The following is a 15,779-nucleotide window of genomic DNA, read 5'->3' on the forward strand; positions in this document are numbered from 1 at the left end:
TGTCGGGGAGCGTCGGATGCGGACGGTGGCTGCGCCGTCGGCATCCGATGGAGGAGGCGTGATGATCCGCACCAGGACGACGGTCGCGTCATGACCGGCCGGATCACGATCGACATCTTCACCACGCTCGACGGTGTCGCACAGGCCCCGGGCGGTCCCGAGGAGGACACGTCCGGCGGCTTCCGGTTCGGCGGCTGGCAGGCGCCGTTCACGGACGAGGTCAGCGGCACGCAGATCGTCGAGGGCATCCGGGGCCTGGACGCGCTGCTGCTCGGCCGGCGGACCTATGACATCTTCGCGGCCTACTGGCCGAGCCATGTCGGCCAGGACGACGTGATCGCCGAGGTGTTCAACCGGGTGCCGAAGTACGTGGCGTCACGGGGCGCCCCCGTGCTCGACTGGGCCGGGTCGTCGCTGCTGGGCCCGGACCTCGCGGCCGACATCGCCGCACTCCGCGCCCGGCATCGAGACATCCACGTCATCGGCAGCATCGACTTCGCGCACACGCTGCTGGACTCGGGGCTGTACGACGAGCTGAACCTCTGGGTCTACCCCCTCGTGCTCGGCCGCGGCAAGCGCGTGTTCCCCGAGGGACTCGTCCCGGCGACCCTGCGGCTGGTCGCTCCGCCGGTCGCCTCCACGACCGGCGCGATCCGGATGCGCTACGCGCCGGCCGGCGACGTCCGCCTCGGCGACATGACCCGCGACGACCGCGGCCGCTGATCACGGCGCCCCGCACGAACAGGAGAACTCAGGTGAGCGACTACACCATCGGCTACATCGTCGGCAGCATCTCGAGCACATCGATCAACCGACGTCTCGCCCGGGCGCTCGTCGCAGTCGCACCCGCCGGGGTCGACATGGTGGAGATCCCGATCGAGCAGCTGCCGTTCTACCGCCAGGACTTCGACGAGGACTATCCGCAGGTCGGCCGTGATTTCAAACAGGCCATCGAGGATGCCGACGGCGTGGTCATCGTGACACCCGAGTACAGCCGGTCGATCCCCGGGGTGCTCAAGAACGCGCTGGACTGGGCGGCGCGCCCCCACGGGCAGGGCGCGTTCCAGGGGAAGCCGACCGCGATGATCGGCACCTCGCGCGGCGCGGTGTCGACCGCGGCGGCGCAGCAGCACCTGCGCGACATCCTCGGCACGCTCGATGCGCCCACGCTCGGCCAGCCCGAGGGCTTCATCCGCACGACGCCCGGCCTGTTCGGCGAGGACGGCGAGATCGGCGACGAGGGCACGGCGGCGTTCCTGCGGTCCTACCTGGAGGCGTTCCTCGCGCTCGTCGACCGCTACCGCCCCTGATCCCCGTCCCCCTGCGCCCGACCCTTCTCCGCGAGCCCGTATTCCCGCCGCGAGCCCGTGCTCGATTTGCGTGAATGCGATACGGGGTCGCGTATCGAACACGGGTTCGCGGGCGGGGGGTCAGCCGAAGATCATCGGGCGGTCGTCGTCGTCCGGGCCCGAGAGGTCGAGGTCGACGACGACGGGCACGTGGTCGCTCGGCACCTCGCCCTTGCGCTCGTCGCGGTGGATCGCCGCTCCCGCGACCGCTTCCGCGAACGCGTGCGAGCCGAGCACGAAGTCGATGCGCATCCCCTCGTTGCGCGGGAAACGCAGCTGCTTGTAGTCCCAGTACGTGTACCCGGTCGGCACGAGGGGGCGCACGGCGTCCGCGAGCCCGGCATCCAGCAGCGCGGCGAACGCCTCGCGCTCCGGCGGCGAGACGTGGGTCGTGACGCCCTCGATCACGGACGGGTCGCCGTTGTCGGCATCCGTCGGCGCGATGTTGAAGTCGCCGGCCAGCGCGAGGGCGAGGTCGGGGTCGGTCCTCAGCGCGCCGCGGGTGTACTCGGCCAGCGCCGAGAGCCAGTCGAGCTTGTACACGTAGTGCGGGTCGTCGAGCCCGCGCCCGTTGGGCACGTACAGGCTCCACACCTTCACCCCGCCGACCGTGGCGCCGATGGCGCGCGCCTCCTGCGGGGCGCCCGGGCCGTCATGGCCCTTCAGGAACCCGGGCATGCCGGGGAAGGCCAGCTCGACGTCCTCGATCGGCTCGCGGCTGGCGATCGCGACGCCGTTCCACTGATTGAGGCCGTGCGCGACGACGTGATAGCCGGCGTCCTCGAACGGCCCGTAGGGGAACTGCTCCGGCTTGCACTTGATCTCCTGCATCGCGAGCACGTCGACGCTCTCGCGCACGCAGAAATCGACGGTGCGCACGACCCGGGCGCGGATCGAGTTGACGTTCCAGGTGGCAAGCCGCATGGGATCAGCCTAGGACGGCGCGCCGACGTGGAGCCCCGGCGTCGCCCCCCGGGCGGGATGTCGCCGTGTTAGCGTGTGCTCGTCCCGACTCGGAGGGGAGGCCAGCGTGCTCGCGTCGGTGCTGCAGCTGCTCGCCGCCCTCGGGTTGTTCGCCGTCCCGCCCGAGCCCGCGGGGCTCGCGCTCGCCCTCGTCGTCGTCGCGGTCGCGGCGCTGGCGCTCGTCCGGTTCTCGTGCGCCGCGCGTACCGAGGCGTCCTCGCACGCGCGGCAGCGCGGGGCAGTCGACGTCTCCGTCCCGCTGACGCAGAGCGACCCGGACGCGGCGGGCCACCAGCGCCCGCGAGCCCCGGGTCGCGCGATCCCGGCCGCCTAGGGCCGCGGTCGCGCCGCTCCGTTGCGACGGAGGCGGTGCCGTTCCGCGTCCGTTCGGCCGATCCGAGATCGCCACCCGACATCGAGAACGGACACCCCATGGACATCTACGCCTTCCCACCCGTCGCCGCGCTTCTGGACGCGGCCTCCCGCGGTCTGCTCTGGCTCGCGGCATCCCTCGAGCCCGTCACCGGCGCGGCCTCGGCCGCAGCGGCCATCGTGCTCGTCACCCTGCTGGTGCGTGCGGCGCTGATCCCGGTCGGGATCTCGCAGGCCCGCGCCGACCAGGCCCGCGCCCGGCTCGCGCCCCGGCTGCGCGCGTTGCGGGACCGCCACGGCGCGGACCGCGAGCGGCTGCAGCGCGAGACCATGAAGCTCTACGCCGACGAGAACGTCTCGCCGTTCGCAGGATGCCTGCCGATGCTGCTGCAGGCGCCGATCGTCGGCGTCATCTACGCGCTGTTCCTGCACGCGACGGTCGCCGGGCACCCGAATCCGCTCCTGGATCACGCGCTCGGCGGCGCGTCCCTGGGCACGAGCCTCGTGAGCGCGCTCGCCCACGGCCCGTACGACGTGGCGGCGCTCGGCGTCCCCGCCGCGATCGTCGTGCTGATCGCCGTCGTCGCAAAGCTCACGCGGCGCACGCTCCGGCCGGCCCTCGCGGCGGATGCGGGCGAGTCGTCCGGCACGGCGGGCGGCGTCGTCGGGGGGCCGTGGGTGCAGCGGACGCTCGGCCTGCTGCAGTTCGCCTCCGCGGTCTTCGCGGCGTTCGTGCCGCTGGCGGCGTCGCTGTACGTCGCCGTGACCGTGACGTGGACGCTCGCCCAGCGGCTGATCCTCCGCCGCCACTACCCGCTGCCGGGGTGAGTCGTGACGTGCGGGGCGGCCCGTGACGGACCGGCCCGCCTGTGACACGGCCCGCGTCCGTCCTTCGCGTGCCGCCGCCTCGTTAGCGTGGCGGTATGGATGCCGCACCCGCGATCGCCCGGTGGCCGGGCATCGCCCTCCAGCCCGTCGCGTGGTTCAACCTGGTGTCGGCGTCCGTCGGCATGGTGGGGCTGACGCTCGGCGGCGGCATGGGGATCCCGGCGGACTGGCTCGACGGATCGATCTTCGACTCGTACCTCTGGCCGGGCGTGATCCTCGGCGTCGTGGTCGGCGGCACGCAGGCGCTCGCGCTGATCGCTCAGTACCGCCGGTTCGACCTCGCCTGGGGCCTGCACGCCGCCGCCGGCCTGGTCATGATGATCTGGATCTTCGTCGAGATCGCGATCATGCTCGTGTGGTCGCCGCTGCACGGCGTGTACTTCGCGACGGGGCTCGCCCAGACGGTGCTGGCCGTCCTCGCGCTGGGCGCCTGGCCGCGGCCGTTCCTCCGGCGTACCCGGCGTCCGTAGACTCGTCGTCGTGACCGCCGCATCCACACCCGAGATCGAAGCCGACCGCCAGGCCCTCATCGCCCTCATCACGGACGAGGCCGTGTTCCACGGCGACTTCACCCTGGCCAGCGGCAAGCACGCCACGTACTACGTCGACATGCGCAAGCTCACCCTCGACCATCGCGCCGCGCCCGCGATCGGGCGCATCGTGCTCGACCTCATCCGCGACATCGACGGCGTCGCCGCGGTCGGTGGGTTGACGCTCGGCGCCGACCCCATCGCCAACGCCGTGCTGCACGAGTCGGTGCGCGCCGGCACCCCGCTCGACGCGTTCGTCGTGCGCAAGGAGCCGAAGGACCACGGCCGGGGCCGGCAGATCGAGGGCGCCGACGTCGTGGGCAAGCGGGTCGTCGTCGTCGAGGACACCTCGACGACCGGCGGCTCGCCGCTGAAGGCGGTCGAGGTGCTGCGCGCGGCCGGGGCCGAGCCGGTCGCGGTGGTGTCGATCGTCGACCGCAGGACGGGCGCCCAGGCGGCGGTCGAGGCTGAGGGGCTGCGCTGGCTCGCGGCGATCGACCTCGACGACCTGGGCCTGGACCCGCAGTAGCCCCCGCGCGCGGCCCCCGGCCGCACTGGCCGTGCCCCGTCCCGCCCCCTCGCGCGCCCCGCTCCTGCTCGCGCGCTCCCGAGCTCACACGTCTGAGACGATTTCGTGCAATACGCAGCCATATATGCGGCGCGATTACACGAAATCGTCGCGGACATGGTGGGGGATGCCGGGGCGGCGATGCCGACCGCTGGCCCGCGCGGACCCGGGTCAGCGGCGCACGAGGTCGGCGACCGATTCGAGCACCTCGTCGGGGCGGAACGGGTAGCGCTCGATCTCGGAGCGGTCGCTGATCCCGGTCATCACCAGCACGGTGTGCAGGCCCGCCTCGATGCCGGCCACCACGTCGGTGTCCATCCGGTCGCCGATCATGCCGGTGGTCTCGGAGTGCGCGCCGATGCGGTTGAGCGCCGACCGGAACATCATCGGATTCGGCTTGCCCACGACGTAGGGCGACTTGCCCGTCGCGTGGGTGATCATCGCGGCGAACGACCCGGTGGCCGGGACGATGCCGGACGGCGTCGGGCCGGTGGCGTCCGGGTTGGTGACGATGAAGCGGGCGCCCGCGTCGATGAACCGGATCGCCTGCGTGATCGCCTCGAAGGAGTAGTGCCGCGTCTCGCCGACGACCACGTAGTCGGGCTGGGTCTCGGTCATGATGATCCCGGCCTCGTACAGTGCCGTCGTCAGCCCCGCCTCGCCGATGACGAACGCCGAGGATCCGGGCATCTGCGAGTCCAGGAACTGCGCCGTCGCCAGCGCCGAGGTCCAGATCCGCTCCTCCGGCACGTCGAGGCCGGAACGGGCGAGCCGGGCGCTCAGATCCCGCGGCGTGAAGATCGGGTTGTTCGTCAGGACGAGGAACGGCGTGCCGGCGTCGCGCCACTGCGTGAGCAGCTCCGCGGCTCCGGGGATCGGCCGGTTCTCGTGGACGAGCACGCCATCCATGTCGGTCAGCCAGCACTCGATGTCCTCGCGGGTGCGCATGCGCCCACCCTACGCGCGAGGGGTGGACGGCGCGGGTCTAGGCTCGACGCGTGAGCGCTCGCGCGGCGGACTGGAATCCGCGCCACCTTCCCGATCTGAACGGCCGCACCTACCTCGTCACGGGCGCCAACCGCGGTCTCGGTTACTTCGCCTCGGAGCAGCTGGTCGCCGCCGGCGCACACGTCATCATGACCGGCCGCAACCCCAACCGGCTCGCCGCCGCGCGCGCCGCGGCGACCGCGCGGCTGGTGGACAACGACCGCGTTCTCGGCGGGCTCGAGACGCTGCTGCTCGACACCAGCAATCTCGGCTCGGTGCGCGCGGCCGCCGCCACGGTCCGTCAGCGCGGCCGGCTCGACGGCATCCTGCTCAACGCCGGTGTGGTCCACCCGCCCGCGCATCGCGAGACGACCCGCGACGGGAACGAGGTCGTGTTCGCGACGAACGTGCTGGGGCACTTCGCCCTCGCCGGCGCGCTGTTGACGGCCCTCGCCGCCGCGCGGGGACGGATGGTGTGGCTCGGCAGCATGGCGATCTCGCTCGCCCGCGTCGACCCGGTGGATCCCCAGCTGGTCGAGGGGTACTCGGCCTGGCGCGCCTATGTGCAGTCGAAGATCGCGACGACCGCCCTCGGCCTGGAGGCCGACCGGCGGCTCCGCGCGGCACGGGTGCCCGTCGCGAGCGTGGTCGCCCATCCCGGATACTCGACGAGCGGCCGCACCCGCGGCATCCAGGGGGTGAACGAGCCGACCCGGCTGGGTCGGTTCGCGGACAACCTGCAGTCGCCGATCACGCAGTCCAAGGAGCACGGGGCCTGGTCGCTCGTACGCGCGCTCGCCGACCCCGCGGTCGCCGGCGGGGAGATGTGGGGACCGCGATACGTCGCGCACGGCACGCCGCGTCGCGCGACGCCTTCCCGCACCTCGCGCGACGAGGCGGTGGGCGAGCGCCTGTGGGTCACGTGCGAGAACGCGACCCGGATGCGGTGGCCGTTCGAGGCCGCGCGGCGCTGAGCAGCGGCCGGGGGCTCAGGCCGTCAGCCACACGGCGTCGGCGGTTCCGGGGGGCAGCGTCACGCTGTGTTCGTCCAGCCGCAGGGTGGCGCCGTCCACGACGCGCACCTCGCGGCCGACGTCGACGCCGAGCTGGTCCAGGTCCCGCAGCAGGTCGGGATCGCGGTCGTCGACCCGCAGGATGCGGCCGGCATGGCCGGGCGCGGCATCCCGCAGCCGCACGAACGGCACGCGCTCGGTGGAGCCGTCCGCCGCCGGGATCGCGTCGCCGTGGGGATCGAACCGCGGGTGGCCGAGCCGCTCGTCGATGCGGGCGAGCAGCCGGTCGCTGAGCGCGTGCTCGAGCACCTCGGCCTCGTCGTGCACCTCGTCCCAGGTGTAGCCGTACTCGCGCACGAGCCACGTCTCGATGAGCCGGTGCCGGCGCACGATGGCCGCCGCACGCTGCTGCCCCTCGATCGTCAACGAGATGGGCCCGTACCGGCGGTGGCTGACCAGCCCCTGGGTCGCGAGCTTCTGCACCATCTCGGTCACGCTCGAGGGCGCGAGCCCCAGCTCGGTCGCCAGTTGCGACGGGGTGATGCGCTCGTCCTGCCACTCGGTGTGGTGGTAGATCGACTTCAGGTAGTCGTCGACGACGGCGGAGGTGGCCACCGGCCCAGGCTACCCGCCGGTGACGACGAGCCCGATGAGAACGACGTTGAGCGCGACCAGCGCCGCCGCCACCAGGACGGCCACGACGGTGGTCGGCCGACGGTTGCGGAACGCGCCCAGCACCTCCCGCCGCGCCGTCAGCCACACCAGGGGCACCAGCGCGAACGGGATGCCGAAGCTCAGCACGACCTGGCTGAGCACGAGCGCCTGCGTGGGATCGGCGCCGACCGCCAGCAGCGCGATCGCGGGCACGAGCGTGACGACCCGCCGGGCGAGCGGGGGGAAGCGCGGCCGCAGCAGCCCGGCCATGATCTCCGACCCGGCATAGGCGCCGACGGCGGTGGAGGCCAGGCCGCTCGCGAGCAGGCCCAGAGCGAACAGCGTCGCGATGACCGGGCCCAGACCCTGGCGCAGCGCGGTGTAGGCGCCCTCGAGCGTGTCGGTGCCGGGGATCCCGGCGAGGGCGGAGGCCGCCAGCAGCAGCATCACGAGGTTCACGGTGCCGGCGACCGCCATCGCGATGGTGACGTCCCAGCGGGTGGCGCGCAGCAGCCGGCGGACCGGCGGTCCGCCCGTGCGCCCGGCGTCCGGCCCGGGATGGAAGCGGTCGCGCGCGAGCGCCGAGTGCGCGTAGATCGCGTGCGGCATGATCGTCGCGCCGAGGATGGATGCCGCCAGCAGCACCGAGTCGGTGCCTTCGAAGCGCGGCAGCAGGCCGGTCAGGGCGGCAGTCGGCTCGGGCGGCGCGAGGAAGACGCCGGCGCAGAAGCCGATCGTGATGATCAGCAGCATCCCGATCACGATGACCTCGAACGCGCGTGCGCCGCGCCGCGACTGGTAGACCAGCAGCAGGGTGGAGACGACGCCGGTCACCACTGCGCCCCACACCAGCGGCAGCGTGAACAGGAGGTTCAGCGCCACGGCGCCGCCGATCACCTCGGCGACGTCCGTGGCCATCGCGACGACCTCGGCCTGCAGCCAGTACGCCCGCCGGCCCCATGGGCTGCGCATGCGTGCGCCCAGCAGCTGCGGCAGGCTCTGCCCGGTGACGACGCCGAGCTTGGCCGAGAGGTACTGGACGAGCCACGCCGCGAGGTTCGCGGCGACCACGACCCAGACCAGCAGGTAGCCGAACCGGGCGCCCGCGGTCATGTTGCTCGCGACGTTGCCGGGATCGAGGTAGGCGACGCCGGCGACCAGCGCGGGCCCGAGCAGCCAGTACAGCCGTCGCGACCGGGGCGCGGCGGGGCACGGCGGAGCGGCCTCCTCGCGCGCATTTTTCGGCATACCGAAAACCCTACTCGCTTTTCGGGCGCCCGAAATCTCTCTCCCGCGCGGTCTGGCGCCTCTTTCGTACGATGGCTCCTGTTATTCGTGTCGCCATCGCCGGAAAGTGGCGCCAAACCGAGGTGCGGAGGGCGGGGGCGAGGATGCCGGGGCGCGGCTAGTCTGTCTCGGTGAGCGAGCCCCAGTCCGCGGCGGAGCCCGAGGACGACACCGCCCCGGAGCACGGCGTCGGGCCCTGGCCCGGCGGCGCGGCGGCGTGGCCCGACGACCCGCGCTACGACCCGGAGCTGCTCGCCCACGGCGACCGTCGCAACGTGGTCGACCGTTATCGGTACTGGGCCATGCCGGCGATCGTCGCGGACCTCGACGCCCGGCGGCACGGCTTCCACGTCGCCATCGAGAACTGGCAGCACGATCTGAACATCGGCTCGATCGTGCGCAGCGCCAACGCCTTCCTGGCGCAGACCGTGCACATCATCGGACGCCGGCGCTGGAACCGCCGCGGCGCCATGGTGACCGATCGCTATCAGCACGTCCGGCATCACGAGGACGTCGCCGCGTTCGCCTCGTGGGCGGCGGGCGAGCAGCTGCCGGTCATCGCCGTCGACAACCTGCCCGGCGCGGTGCCGGTGGATCGCGCCGACCTGCCCGAGCGATGCGTGCTGCTGTTCGGGCAGGAGGGGCCCGGCCTCTCGGATGCGGCGCTGGCCGCGGCGTCCGGTCACATCGAGATCACCCAGTACGGCTCGACGCGCTCGATCAACGCGGCCGCCGCGGCCGCCATCGTCATGCACGAGTGGTGCCGCCGCTGGGCGTGAGACCGACGCGCGGAGGAGACGCTCACGCCCCGACGGCCAGCCACCGGTCGCCGCGGACGCGCACGCCGAGCGTGGTGAACCGCGCGAGCATGTACACGCCGAAGAATGCGACCGCGAGCCAGGCGAGACCCGCCGCACCCGTCACCCCCGCCGCGGCGACCAGCAGCACCGCGGGCACGAACGGCAGGAGCGTCGCGAATCCGGCGATCCCGAGGTAACGGCCGTCGCCGGCGCCGATGAGCACGCCGTCCAGCACGAACACCGCCCCGCACAGCGGCTGCGCGAGCGCGAGGACGATCAGGGCGGGCTGCGCGAGCGCCGCGATGGCCGTGTCGCTCGTGAACAGGAGGCCGATCACGCCGGACAGGCAGCCGATCACCAGCCCGACGGCCACGCCGAACCACACGCCCCAGCCGAGGGTGCGGCGGAGCACGCGTCGCACCGCCGGCTCGTCGCCCGCGCCGAGGGCGTGCCCGATCAGCGCCTGCGCCGCGATCGCCAGCGCGTCCAGGGCGAACGCGGCGGTGGAGAAGATCGTGTAGGACACCTGCCAACCGGCCAGCTCCACGGTGCCGACGCGGCTCGCGACCGCGACCGTCGTCAGCAGCGCGACCTGCAGCCAGACCGACCGGAGGAACATCCACCCTCCGGCCCGCGCGCTCCCGCCCACGCTCGCGAGGTGCGGGCGGAGGGATGCCGCGTGCCGCCGCGCGAGGCGTCCCACCACGATCACGTAGGCCACGACCATGGCCCACTGCGCGACGACGGTGCCTGCCGCGGACCCCGCGATGCCCCATCCCAGTCCGTAGATGAACAGCGCGTTCAGCCCGGCGTTCGCCGCGAAGCCCGCGACGGCGACCCGCAGCGGGGTGACGGTGTCCTGCATCCCGCGCAACAGCCCGGTGGCGGCGAACACGATGAGCATCGCCGGCAGTCCCCACACCGAGATGCCGAGATAGATCCGTGCCTGCGCGGTCACGTCGGGCGCCGCGGCGAACAGGCTCGCCGCCCACGGTGCCGCGAGGCATCCCGCGACTGCGAGCAGCGCGCCCAGGCCCGCGGCCAGCCACATCCCGTCGATGCCGGCAGACACGGCGCCCCCGTGCTCCCCGGCGCCGAGACGCCGGGCGACCGCCGGGGTCGTCGAGTAGGCGAGGAACACCATCAGGCCGACCACCGTCTGCAGCACCGCCGAGGCGATGCTCATCCCCGCCAGCGGCACGACGCCGAGGTGGCCGACGAGCGCGGCGTCGACGAGGAGGAAGACCGGCTCCGCGATCAGCGCGCCCAGCGCCGGCACCGCCAGGCGCAGGATCTGCCGGTTCAGATCCTGCGCGTTCGCCATCCCCCGAGCCTACGAGGGCACGGCGGCATCCGCTCGTGCCGGCGTCGGCGCCCACGCGCTCCCGGCGCAAAGGACAGGACGGCTCGGAGCGACACGCCGCATCGGACGTCCCGGTGAGCGCCCGGACGCCGAATGTCCGGAGAATTGCGCCGCGGCGGGCGTCCGGACGCCCCGCGGGGCGCACCGGCATATCCTGGAGCGCATGACCGATTCCCCCCGCTCCGGTCTGGCGCTCGACGAGCTGAGCGACAGCATCCGCCCGCAGGACGACCTGTTCCGCTACGTCAACGGCAACTGGATCGCCCGCACCGAGATCCCCGACGACAAGGCGCGGTGGGGATCGTTCCACGAGCTGGCCGAGCAGGCCGAGAAGCACGTGCAGGAGATCGTCGAGCAGTCGCAGGATGCCGAGCCCGGCACCGAGGCGCGCAAGATCGGCGACCTGTTCACCAGCTTCATGGACGAGGCCCGCATCGCCGAGCTCGGCGCCGAGCCGTTGCGCGACCAGCTCGCGCGCGTCGACGCGGTCGACTCGATCCCGTCGTTCCTGCGCACCGTGGGCGAGCTCGAGCGCGAGGGCGTCGGCGGCATCATCGACCTCTATGTCGAGCCCGACCCCGGCGACCCGCAGCGGTACGTGCCGTTCCTGCTGCAGTCCGGCCTGTCGATGCCGGACGAGAGCTACTACCGGCTCGAGCCGTTCCAGGAGACGCGCGTCGCCTACCGCGGACACATCGAGCGGATCCTGGGCCTGGCCGGCATCGCCGACGCGGATGCCGCGGCCGACCGCGTCGTCGCGCTCGAGACCGACATCGCCACCCATCACTGGGACAACGTGCGCAGCCGGGACGCCGTGGCCACGTACAACCTGAAGAGCTGGGACGAGGTCGTGGCCCTGGCCGGCGTCGATCTGCAGCCGTGGCGCGAGGGCGTCGCGCCGGATCATGTCGACGCGCTGGCTGAGGTCGTGGTCTCGCAGCCGAGCTTCCTGGAAGGGCTCGGGGCGCTGCTGACCGACGAGCACCTCGACGACTGGAAGGCGTGGCTGCGCTTCAAGGTCGTGCACGGCGCCGCGGCGTTCCTGACCGACGACTTCGTGGCCGAGAACTTCGCGTTCTACGGCACGCAGCTCACCGGCGTTCCCGTCAACCGCGAGCGGTGGAAGCGCGGCGTCAGCCTCGTGCAGGCCGCCCTCGGCGAGGCGGTGGGCAAGGTGTACGTCGAGCGCCATTTCCCGCCGGCGGCCAAGGAGGCCATGGACGCGCTGGTCGCGAACCTCATCGAGGCGTACCGCCGGTCGATCGGCGAGCTCGCGTGGATGAGCCCCGAGACCCGCGAGCGAGCCCTCGCCAAGCTCGACGCGTTCACCCCCAAGATCGGCTATCCCGTGAAATGGCGGGACTACGGCGCGATCGAGGTCGACGCCGCCGACCTGGTCGGCAACGTCCGTCGCGCGCACGTGCACGAGCACGACCGCCAGCTCGGCAAGGTCGGTCAGCCCATCGACCGCGACGAGTGGCACATGACCCCGCAGACGGTCAACGCGTACTACAACCCGCTGATGAACGAGATCGTCTTCCCCGCGGCGATCCTGCAGTACCCCTTCTTCGACGCCGAGCGGGATGCCGCCGCGAACTACGGCGGCATCGGCGCGGTCATCGGGCACGAGATCGGACACGGGTTCGACGACCAGGGGAGCCGCTTCGACGGCGACGGGTCGTTGCGCGACTGGTGGACCGACGACGACCGGGCCGCGTTCGAGGAGCGCACGAAGAGCCTGATCGCCCAGTACGACGCGCTCGTCCCCGAGGGGCTGAGCGCCGAGCACCACGTCAACGGAGCGCTTACGATCGGCGAGAACATCGGCGACCTCGGGGGCCTCGGCATCGCGCTGAAAGCGTACGCGCTGTCCCTCGAGGACGAGCCGGCGCCGGAGATCGACGAGCTCACCGGCATCCAGCGCCTGCTGCTGAGCTGGGCGCAGATCTGGCAGCAGAAGGGACGGGACGCCGAGACGCTGCGGCTGCTGACGATCGACCCGCACTCGCCGAACGAGTTCCGCTGCAACCAGATCGTGCGCAACATCGACGCGTTCTACGACGCGTTCGGCGTGACCGAGGCCGACGGCCTGTGGCTCGCCCCCGACGAGCGCGTCACCATCTGGTAACCCCGCGGCCGATCAGGCGGCGTAGGGTCGCAGGGCTCATCCGCACGACATCGAAGGGACGCATGATGGCAACGCCGTCGGAGCCGACCCGGGGGACGGATGCTGCGCGCCGGGGCCGGCGCGGCGGCACGAGACCCGTCCGCCGGGCCGCCGCGGGCCGGCGCACCTTCACGTCGACGCTGAAGACGCTCGAGGCGCTGGCCTCCTCGGGCGCGCAGGTGTCCGTGCACGTGGCGGACCTCGACGGCGGCTCGGTGGTCGTCGCCGGCGACGACTTCACGAGCGTCCCGATCGCGGGGCTGGGCGTCGTGCCGCTGCTGATCGAGCTCGCCGCCCGTTTCGAGTCCGGCGCGCTGAGCCCGCTGGAGATCGTGGAGCGGTCGTCGCTCGAGCCGGTGACCGTGTCCGGGGTGTGGCGGCACCTGCTGGCTCCCGCGCTGCCGCTGTCCGATCTGGCCGTGCTCGCGGCGTCCGCCGGCGACGCGCTGGCCGCCAACGCCCTGCTGTCGCGGGTGGGGCTGCCCGCGGTGCGGGCCCGGATCGACGCGCTCGGGCTCACCCGGTCGGCGGTGATGGACAGCTTCCGCGACCAGCGTGGCCCGGACGACGCGCCGCACGTCGCGGTGGGCTCGGCCCGCGAGTACGCGCAGCTGTTCGCCGCGCTGGTGAACGCGGAGGCGGTCAGTCCTGCCGTCAGCGCGCAGGTCTCCGAGTGGCTGAGCTTCGGCCACGACCTGTCGCTGGTCGCCTCCGCCACCGGGCTCGACCCGTTCGGGCATGACGACGACGAGCACGGACTGCTGTTCGTGAACAAGACCGGCCGGGCCAGCGGCATCCGCGCCGAGGCCGGCGTGCTCGCGGGGCCCCGCGCCGGCATCGCCTACGCCCTGTTCGTCTGCTTCGACGACCTGTCGATCGCGCATCGGCTGCGCGCGCACGACGCCTTCCGCACCCTCGGCACGGAGCTCATGGAGTTCGTGTTCTGAGAGCGGGCGCGCCGACGGGGACGCGAGCACGTCATAATTGAATCGTTTTCTCGCGACTCAATTGGATTGTTCACGTCCCCACTCGTCGCACCGGAGCCTGATCGCTTAAGGTGCCGTGAAGTCGCCGTAGCACAACGTCGAGGCAGCGCACTTCGCCCTGAACTTGGTGGTCGCTGCGACGTTGCCCCAAGGGACTGAACCGCCGCCGGTATAGTTCTGAGCCGCCGAGGTGAGCCCGTACCACGCCGACCAAGTGCCGAATGAGCTGCCGTTATATCCCACGTAGTAGCCCAACCCTTGCCCCGCGTTCACCTGTGACGTTCCTACGCCAACTGTGAAGGAGTAGTACGCCGTGGCACTCGAATCCCATCCGATCAACGAGCCTCCGGTGTAGGCGCCGGACCACCCCGTCGAAGTTGCGGAATACGAGGACGTCAAGAACGGCGTGACAGTATCACTCGGGGCGATTTCGGTCGTGGAACTCTCCTCGACGCCCGCCCGGCGCTCCGCGACATACGTCTGGAGTTCGCTCTCGGTGATCCCTCCTGGCAGACTGCCATCCGCTTCGGCGATAACGACGAGGGTGTCAGGCGAGATGTTGCCCGTCGGATAGAACGTGCCGTGGTCGGTTTCGACCGCATCCGACGGCCCGACGATGATGTACCCAGCCGCGTCTGCTGCGGCAGCGTCCGGCACCGTCGTAGCGCTCGAGGCGGATGTCTGATCCGGACTGTCCGCGTATGCCATCTCAGTTCCCGCCAGCGACAGCGTCAACACGCCGACGGCGAGGAGCGCGAACTTCTTTCCTGTTTTATTCATTGCCGTAAACCGTTCCGTATGTTCGGTGCGGCAGCATGAACGGCCTTCTTCGTGGATCGTCGTCCTCACTGACGCGTCATCTCGGTACGAGAACATACGCGGGGTTCTCAAAGAATTCAACTAGGTTACTTACTTTAATGAGCTACTGGATGGAGCCAAACCGTGAATGATGGCGAGAACGCCTAAGCCGAGTAATGAGCCCACGCTCGTGAGCGCCGACAGGAACGCAAGCAGCGGCGCCGCCGCGGTCGGATCCGGGTTCGGGATGGCCGCGAATACGCTGTCGATGACGCGCACTGTTGTGATTGCGGCTAGGCACCACGCCGGCGTCCAGTTCCACGGTCGAGGCACGATGCGTGCTCGCCCGATCATGACGACGGCGACCAGTGCGAGGGCGAAGGACACGACGCCATCAGTGATCGAGAATGCCTGCAGTGCCTCTAGCGATCCGCCCAGAACGATCATGACGACGGCCGCGACCGGCGTCCAGACGCCGAGAAGAATGAGAGCGCCCGTGCCGACGGGCCGTCGGGCGGTGATGCTTTCCGTGTCGGAGAATCCCCATGCGAAGACGATGCACGCCGCCCCGAACGCGAGTGGTGAGAGCAGTCCTACCCAGGCGGCGACAGGTTGGAACGACTCGGTCGTGTAGGCGAGGAGAACGGCGGCAAGCAGCAATACGCCGCCGACGACCCAGCTTCTTTGTGTGATTCGAACATCAGTAGTGTCCATGGCCCCATCTTCGCGAGCCGCCCGACCTCGGGCAACCAACCACCGAACACGGACGTCGCGGCGAGCGTGTTCGCGTGCCGGCTCACCGACGTGACACGGACAGCGGCACGACCGTCGCGATCGCGTCGAAGTCGGCGTCGTGGTGGAGCACCGAGGCGCCGCCCCGGACGGCGATCGCAGCGATCAGGCAGTCGACCAGCGTGCGGATCGTCACGCCCTGGCGCCGGCCCGTGCGGTAGATGCGTGCCGCATCCTCCCAGTCGGTCGGTGCGGTGCGCAGCAGTTCGGCGAGGGCTAGACACCGAACATACATCTCCTCGCCTGGTCCGAATCGGGATCC

18 protein-coding genes are annotated in these 15,779 nt (G+C 71.6%); 10 read left to right on the forward strand and 8 right to left on the reverse strand.

Annotation, left to right across the window (positions count from 1 at the left end; translation table 11 throughout):
• Positions 1 to 90: 90 nt before the first annotated feature.
• A complete protein-coding gene (locus QM626_RS01975; protein WP_415073407.1) occupies positions 91 to 723 on the forward strand; it encodes a dihydrofolate reductase family protein in 633 nt (210 codons plus the stop codon).
• A 32-nt stretch (positions 724 to 755) separates the two neighbouring features.
• Positions 756 to 1,310: an NADPH-dependent FMN reductase gene (locus QM626_RS01980; RefSeq protein WP_415073409.1), complete on the forward strand. Its 555-nt coding sequence runs from the start codon at positions 756 to 758 to the stop codon at positions 1,308 to 1,310.
• Between the two features lie 120 nt (positions 1,311 to 1,430).
• Here QM626_RS01980 and QM626_RS01985 read toward each other — a convergent pair whose 3' ends face one another.
• Entirely contained in the window at positions 1,431 to 2,273 is an 843-nt protein-coding gene (locus tag QM626_RS01985; protein WP_415073411.1) for an exodeoxyribonuclease III, read from the reverse strand.
• Positions 2,274 to 2,379: 106 nt separating this feature from the next.
• Here QM626_RS01985 and QM626_RS01990 point away from each other — a divergent pair, with 106 nt between their 5' ends.
• From QM626_RS01990 to pyrE, 4 genes are all read left to right on the forward strand, one after another.
• On the forward strand, positions 2,380 to 2,646 hold the full coding sequence (locus QM626_RS01990) for a DUF6412 domain-containing protein (protein WP_415073413.1): 267 nt from the start codon (positions 2,380 to 2,382) through the stop codon (positions 2,644 to 2,646).
• Between the two features lie 98 nt (positions 2,647 to 2,744).
• The gene (locus QM626_RS01995; RefSeq protein WP_415073415.1) at positions 2,745 to 3,512 is read left to right on the forward strand and encodes a YidC/Oxa1 family membrane protein insertase; all 768 of its coding nucleotides are present in this window, start codon (positions 2,745 to 2,747) and stop codon (positions 3,510 to 3,512) included.
• A 95-nt stretch (positions 3,513 to 3,607) separates the two neighbouring features.
• Positions 3,608 to 4,042, forward strand: a complete 435-nt coding sequence (locus QM626_RS02000) for a hypothetical protein (RefSeq protein ID WP_415073417.1) — start codon at positions 3,608 to 3,610, stop codon at positions 4,040 to 4,042.
• A 10-nt stretch (positions 4,043 to 4,052) separates the two neighbouring features.
• Positions 4,053 to 4,631, forward strand: coding sequence for an orotate phosphoribosyltransferase (pyrE, locus tag QM626_RS02005; RefSeq protein WP_415073419.1), 579 nt, complete (start codon positions 4,053 to 4,055; stop codon positions 4,629 to 4,631).
• Between the two features lie 210 nt (positions 4,632 to 4,841).
• On the opposite strand, the gene QM626_RS02010 is transcribed toward pyrE, so the two are convergent.
• Positions 4,842 to 5,618, reverse strand: coding sequence for an HAD-IIA family hydrolase (locus QM626_RS02010; protein WP_415073421.1), 777 nt, complete (start codon positions 5,616 to 5,618; stop codon positions 4,842 to 4,844).
• A 50-nt stretch (positions 5,619 to 5,668) separates the two neighbouring features.
• Between QM626_RS02010 and QM626_RS02015 the strand changes: the two genes are divergently transcribed.
• Positions 5,669 to 6,631 carry an SDR family NAD(P)-dependent oxidoreductase gene (locus QM626_RS02015; RefSeq protein ID WP_415073423.1) on the forward strand — a complete coding sequence of 321 codons (963 nt, stop codon included), beginning with the start codon at positions 5,669 to 5,671 and terminating at the stop codon, positions 6,629 to 6,631.
• A 15-nt stretch (positions 6,632 to 6,646) separates the two neighbouring features.
• Here the strand turns inward: QM626_RS02015 and QM626_RS02020 are convergent, their stop codons facing one another.
• Complete coding sequence (locus tag QM626_RS02020) at positions 6,647 to 7,285, reverse strand: metal-dependent transcriptional regulator (protein WP_415073425.1); 639 nt, start codon at positions 7,283 to 7,285, stop codon at positions 6,647 to 6,649.
• Between the two features lie 9 nt (positions 7,286 to 7,294).
• Positions 7,295 to 8,572, reverse strand: a complete 1,278-nt coding sequence (locus QM626_RS02025; protein ID WP_415073427.1) for an Nramp family divalent metal transporter — start codon at positions 8,570 to 8,572, stop codon at positions 7,295 to 7,297.
• Positions 8,573 to 8,742: 170 nt separating this feature from the next.
• On the opposite strand from QM626_RS02025, the gene QM626_RS02030 reads away from it, so the two are divergent.
• Complete coding sequence (locus tag QM626_RS02030; protein WP_415073429.1) at positions 8,743 to 9,390, forward strand: TrmH family RNA methyltransferase; 648 nt, start codon at positions 8,743 to 8,745, stop codon at positions 9,388 to 9,390.
• A 22-nt stretch (positions 9,391 to 9,412) separates the two neighbouring features.
• Here QM626_RS02030 and QM626_RS02035 read toward each other — a convergent pair whose 3' ends face one another.
• Positions 9,413 to 10,735 carry an MATE family efflux transporter gene (locus tag QM626_RS02035; RefSeq protein WP_415073431.1) on the reverse strand — a complete coding sequence of 441 codons (1,323 nt, stop codon included), beginning with the start codon at positions 10,733 to 10,735 and terminating at the stop codon, positions 9,413 to 9,415.
• Between the two features lie 202 nt (positions 10,736 to 10,937).
• Here QM626_RS02035 and QM626_RS02040 point away from each other — a divergent pair, with 202 nt between their 5' ends.
• Together QM626_RS02040 and QM626_RS02045 are read left to right on the forward strand one after the other, a co-directional pair.
• A complete protein-coding gene (locus QM626_RS02040; protein ID WP_415073433.1) occupies positions 10,938 to 12,902 on the forward strand; it encodes a M13 family metallopeptidase in 1,965 nt (654 codons plus the stop codon).
• Positions 12,903 to 12,967: 65 nt separating this feature from the next.
• Positions 12,968 to 13,888 (forward strand): serine hydrolase, encoded by a 921-nt coding sequence (locus QM626_RS02045; RefSeq protein ID WP_415073435.1) that lies wholly within the window; start codon positions 12,968 to 12,970, stop codon positions 13,886 to 13,888.
• 105 nt (positions 13,889 to 13,993) lie between these two features.
• Here QM626_RS02045 and QM626_RS02050 read toward each other — a convergent pair whose 3' ends face one another.
• From QM626_RS02050 to QM626_RS02060, 3 genes are all read right to left on the reverse strand, one after another.
• Entirely contained in the window at positions 13,994 to 14,776 is a 783-nt protein-coding gene (locus tag QM626_RS02050) for a hypothetical protein (protein WP_415073437.1), read from the reverse strand.
• A 60-nt stretch (positions 14,777 to 14,836) separates the two neighbouring features.
• A complete protein-coding gene (locus QM626_RS02055; RefSeq protein ID WP_415073439.1) occupies positions 14,837 to 15,439 on the reverse strand; it encodes a hypothetical protein in 603 nt (200 codons plus the stop codon).
• 82 nt (positions 15,440 to 15,521) lie between these two features.
• A complete protein-coding gene (locus QM626_RS02060) occupies positions 15,522 to 15,752 on the reverse strand; it encodes a PIN domain-containing protein (RefSeq protein ID WP_415073441.1) in 231 nt (76 codons plus the stop codon).
• Positions 15,753 to 15,779: the final 27 nt, after the last annotated feature.

This window comes from Microbacterium sp. (assembly GCF_047606385.1).
GTDB lineage: Bacteria > Actinomycetota > Actinomycetes > Actinomycetales > Microbacteriaceae > Microbacterium.

Coding starts and splice junctions, on each gene's coding strand:
- QM626_RS02055 (WP_415073439.1), bottom strand. CDS start 15,439: ATGGACACTACTGATGTTCGAATCACACAAAGAAGCTGGGTCGTCGGC.
- QM626_RS02025 (WP_415073427.1), bottom strand. CDS start 8,572: ATGCCGAAAAATGCGCGCGAGGAGGCCGCTCCGCCGTGCCCCGCCGCG.
- QM626_RS02060 (WP_415073441.1), bottom strand. CDS start 15,752: ATGTATGTTCGGTGTCTAGCCCTCGCCGAACTGCTGCGCACCGCACCG.
- QM626_RS02040 (WP_415073433.1), top strand. CDS start 10,938: ATGACCGATTCCCCCCGCTCCGGTCTGGCGCTCGACGAGCTGAGCGAC.
- QM626_RS01975 (WP_415073407.1), top strand. CDS start 91: ATGACCGGCCGGATCACGATCGACATCTTCACCACGCTCGACGGTGTC.
- QM626_RS01985 (WP_415073411.1), bottom strand. CDS start 2,273: ATGCGGCTTGCCACCTGGAACGTCAACTCGATCCGCGCCCGGGTCGTG.
- QM626_RS02045 (WP_415073435.1), top strand. CDS start 12,968: ATGGCAACGCCGTCGGAGCCGACCCGGGGGACGGATGCTGCGCGCCGG.
- QM626_RS02000 (WP_415073417.1), top strand. CDS start 3,608: ATGGATGCCGCACCCGCGATCGCCCGGTGGCCGGGCATCGCCCTCCAG.
- QM626_RS02010 (WP_415073421.1), bottom strand. CDS start 5,618: ATGCGCACCCGCGAGGACATCGAGTGCTGGCTGACCGACATGGATGGC.
- QM626_RS02035 (WP_415073431.1), bottom strand. CDS start 10,735: ATGGCGAACGCGCAGGATCTGAACCGGCAGATCCTGCGCCTGGCGGTG.
- QM626_RS01995 (WP_415073415.1), top strand. CDS start 2,745: ATGGACATCTACGCCTTCCCACCCGTCGCCGCGCTTCTGGACGCGGCC.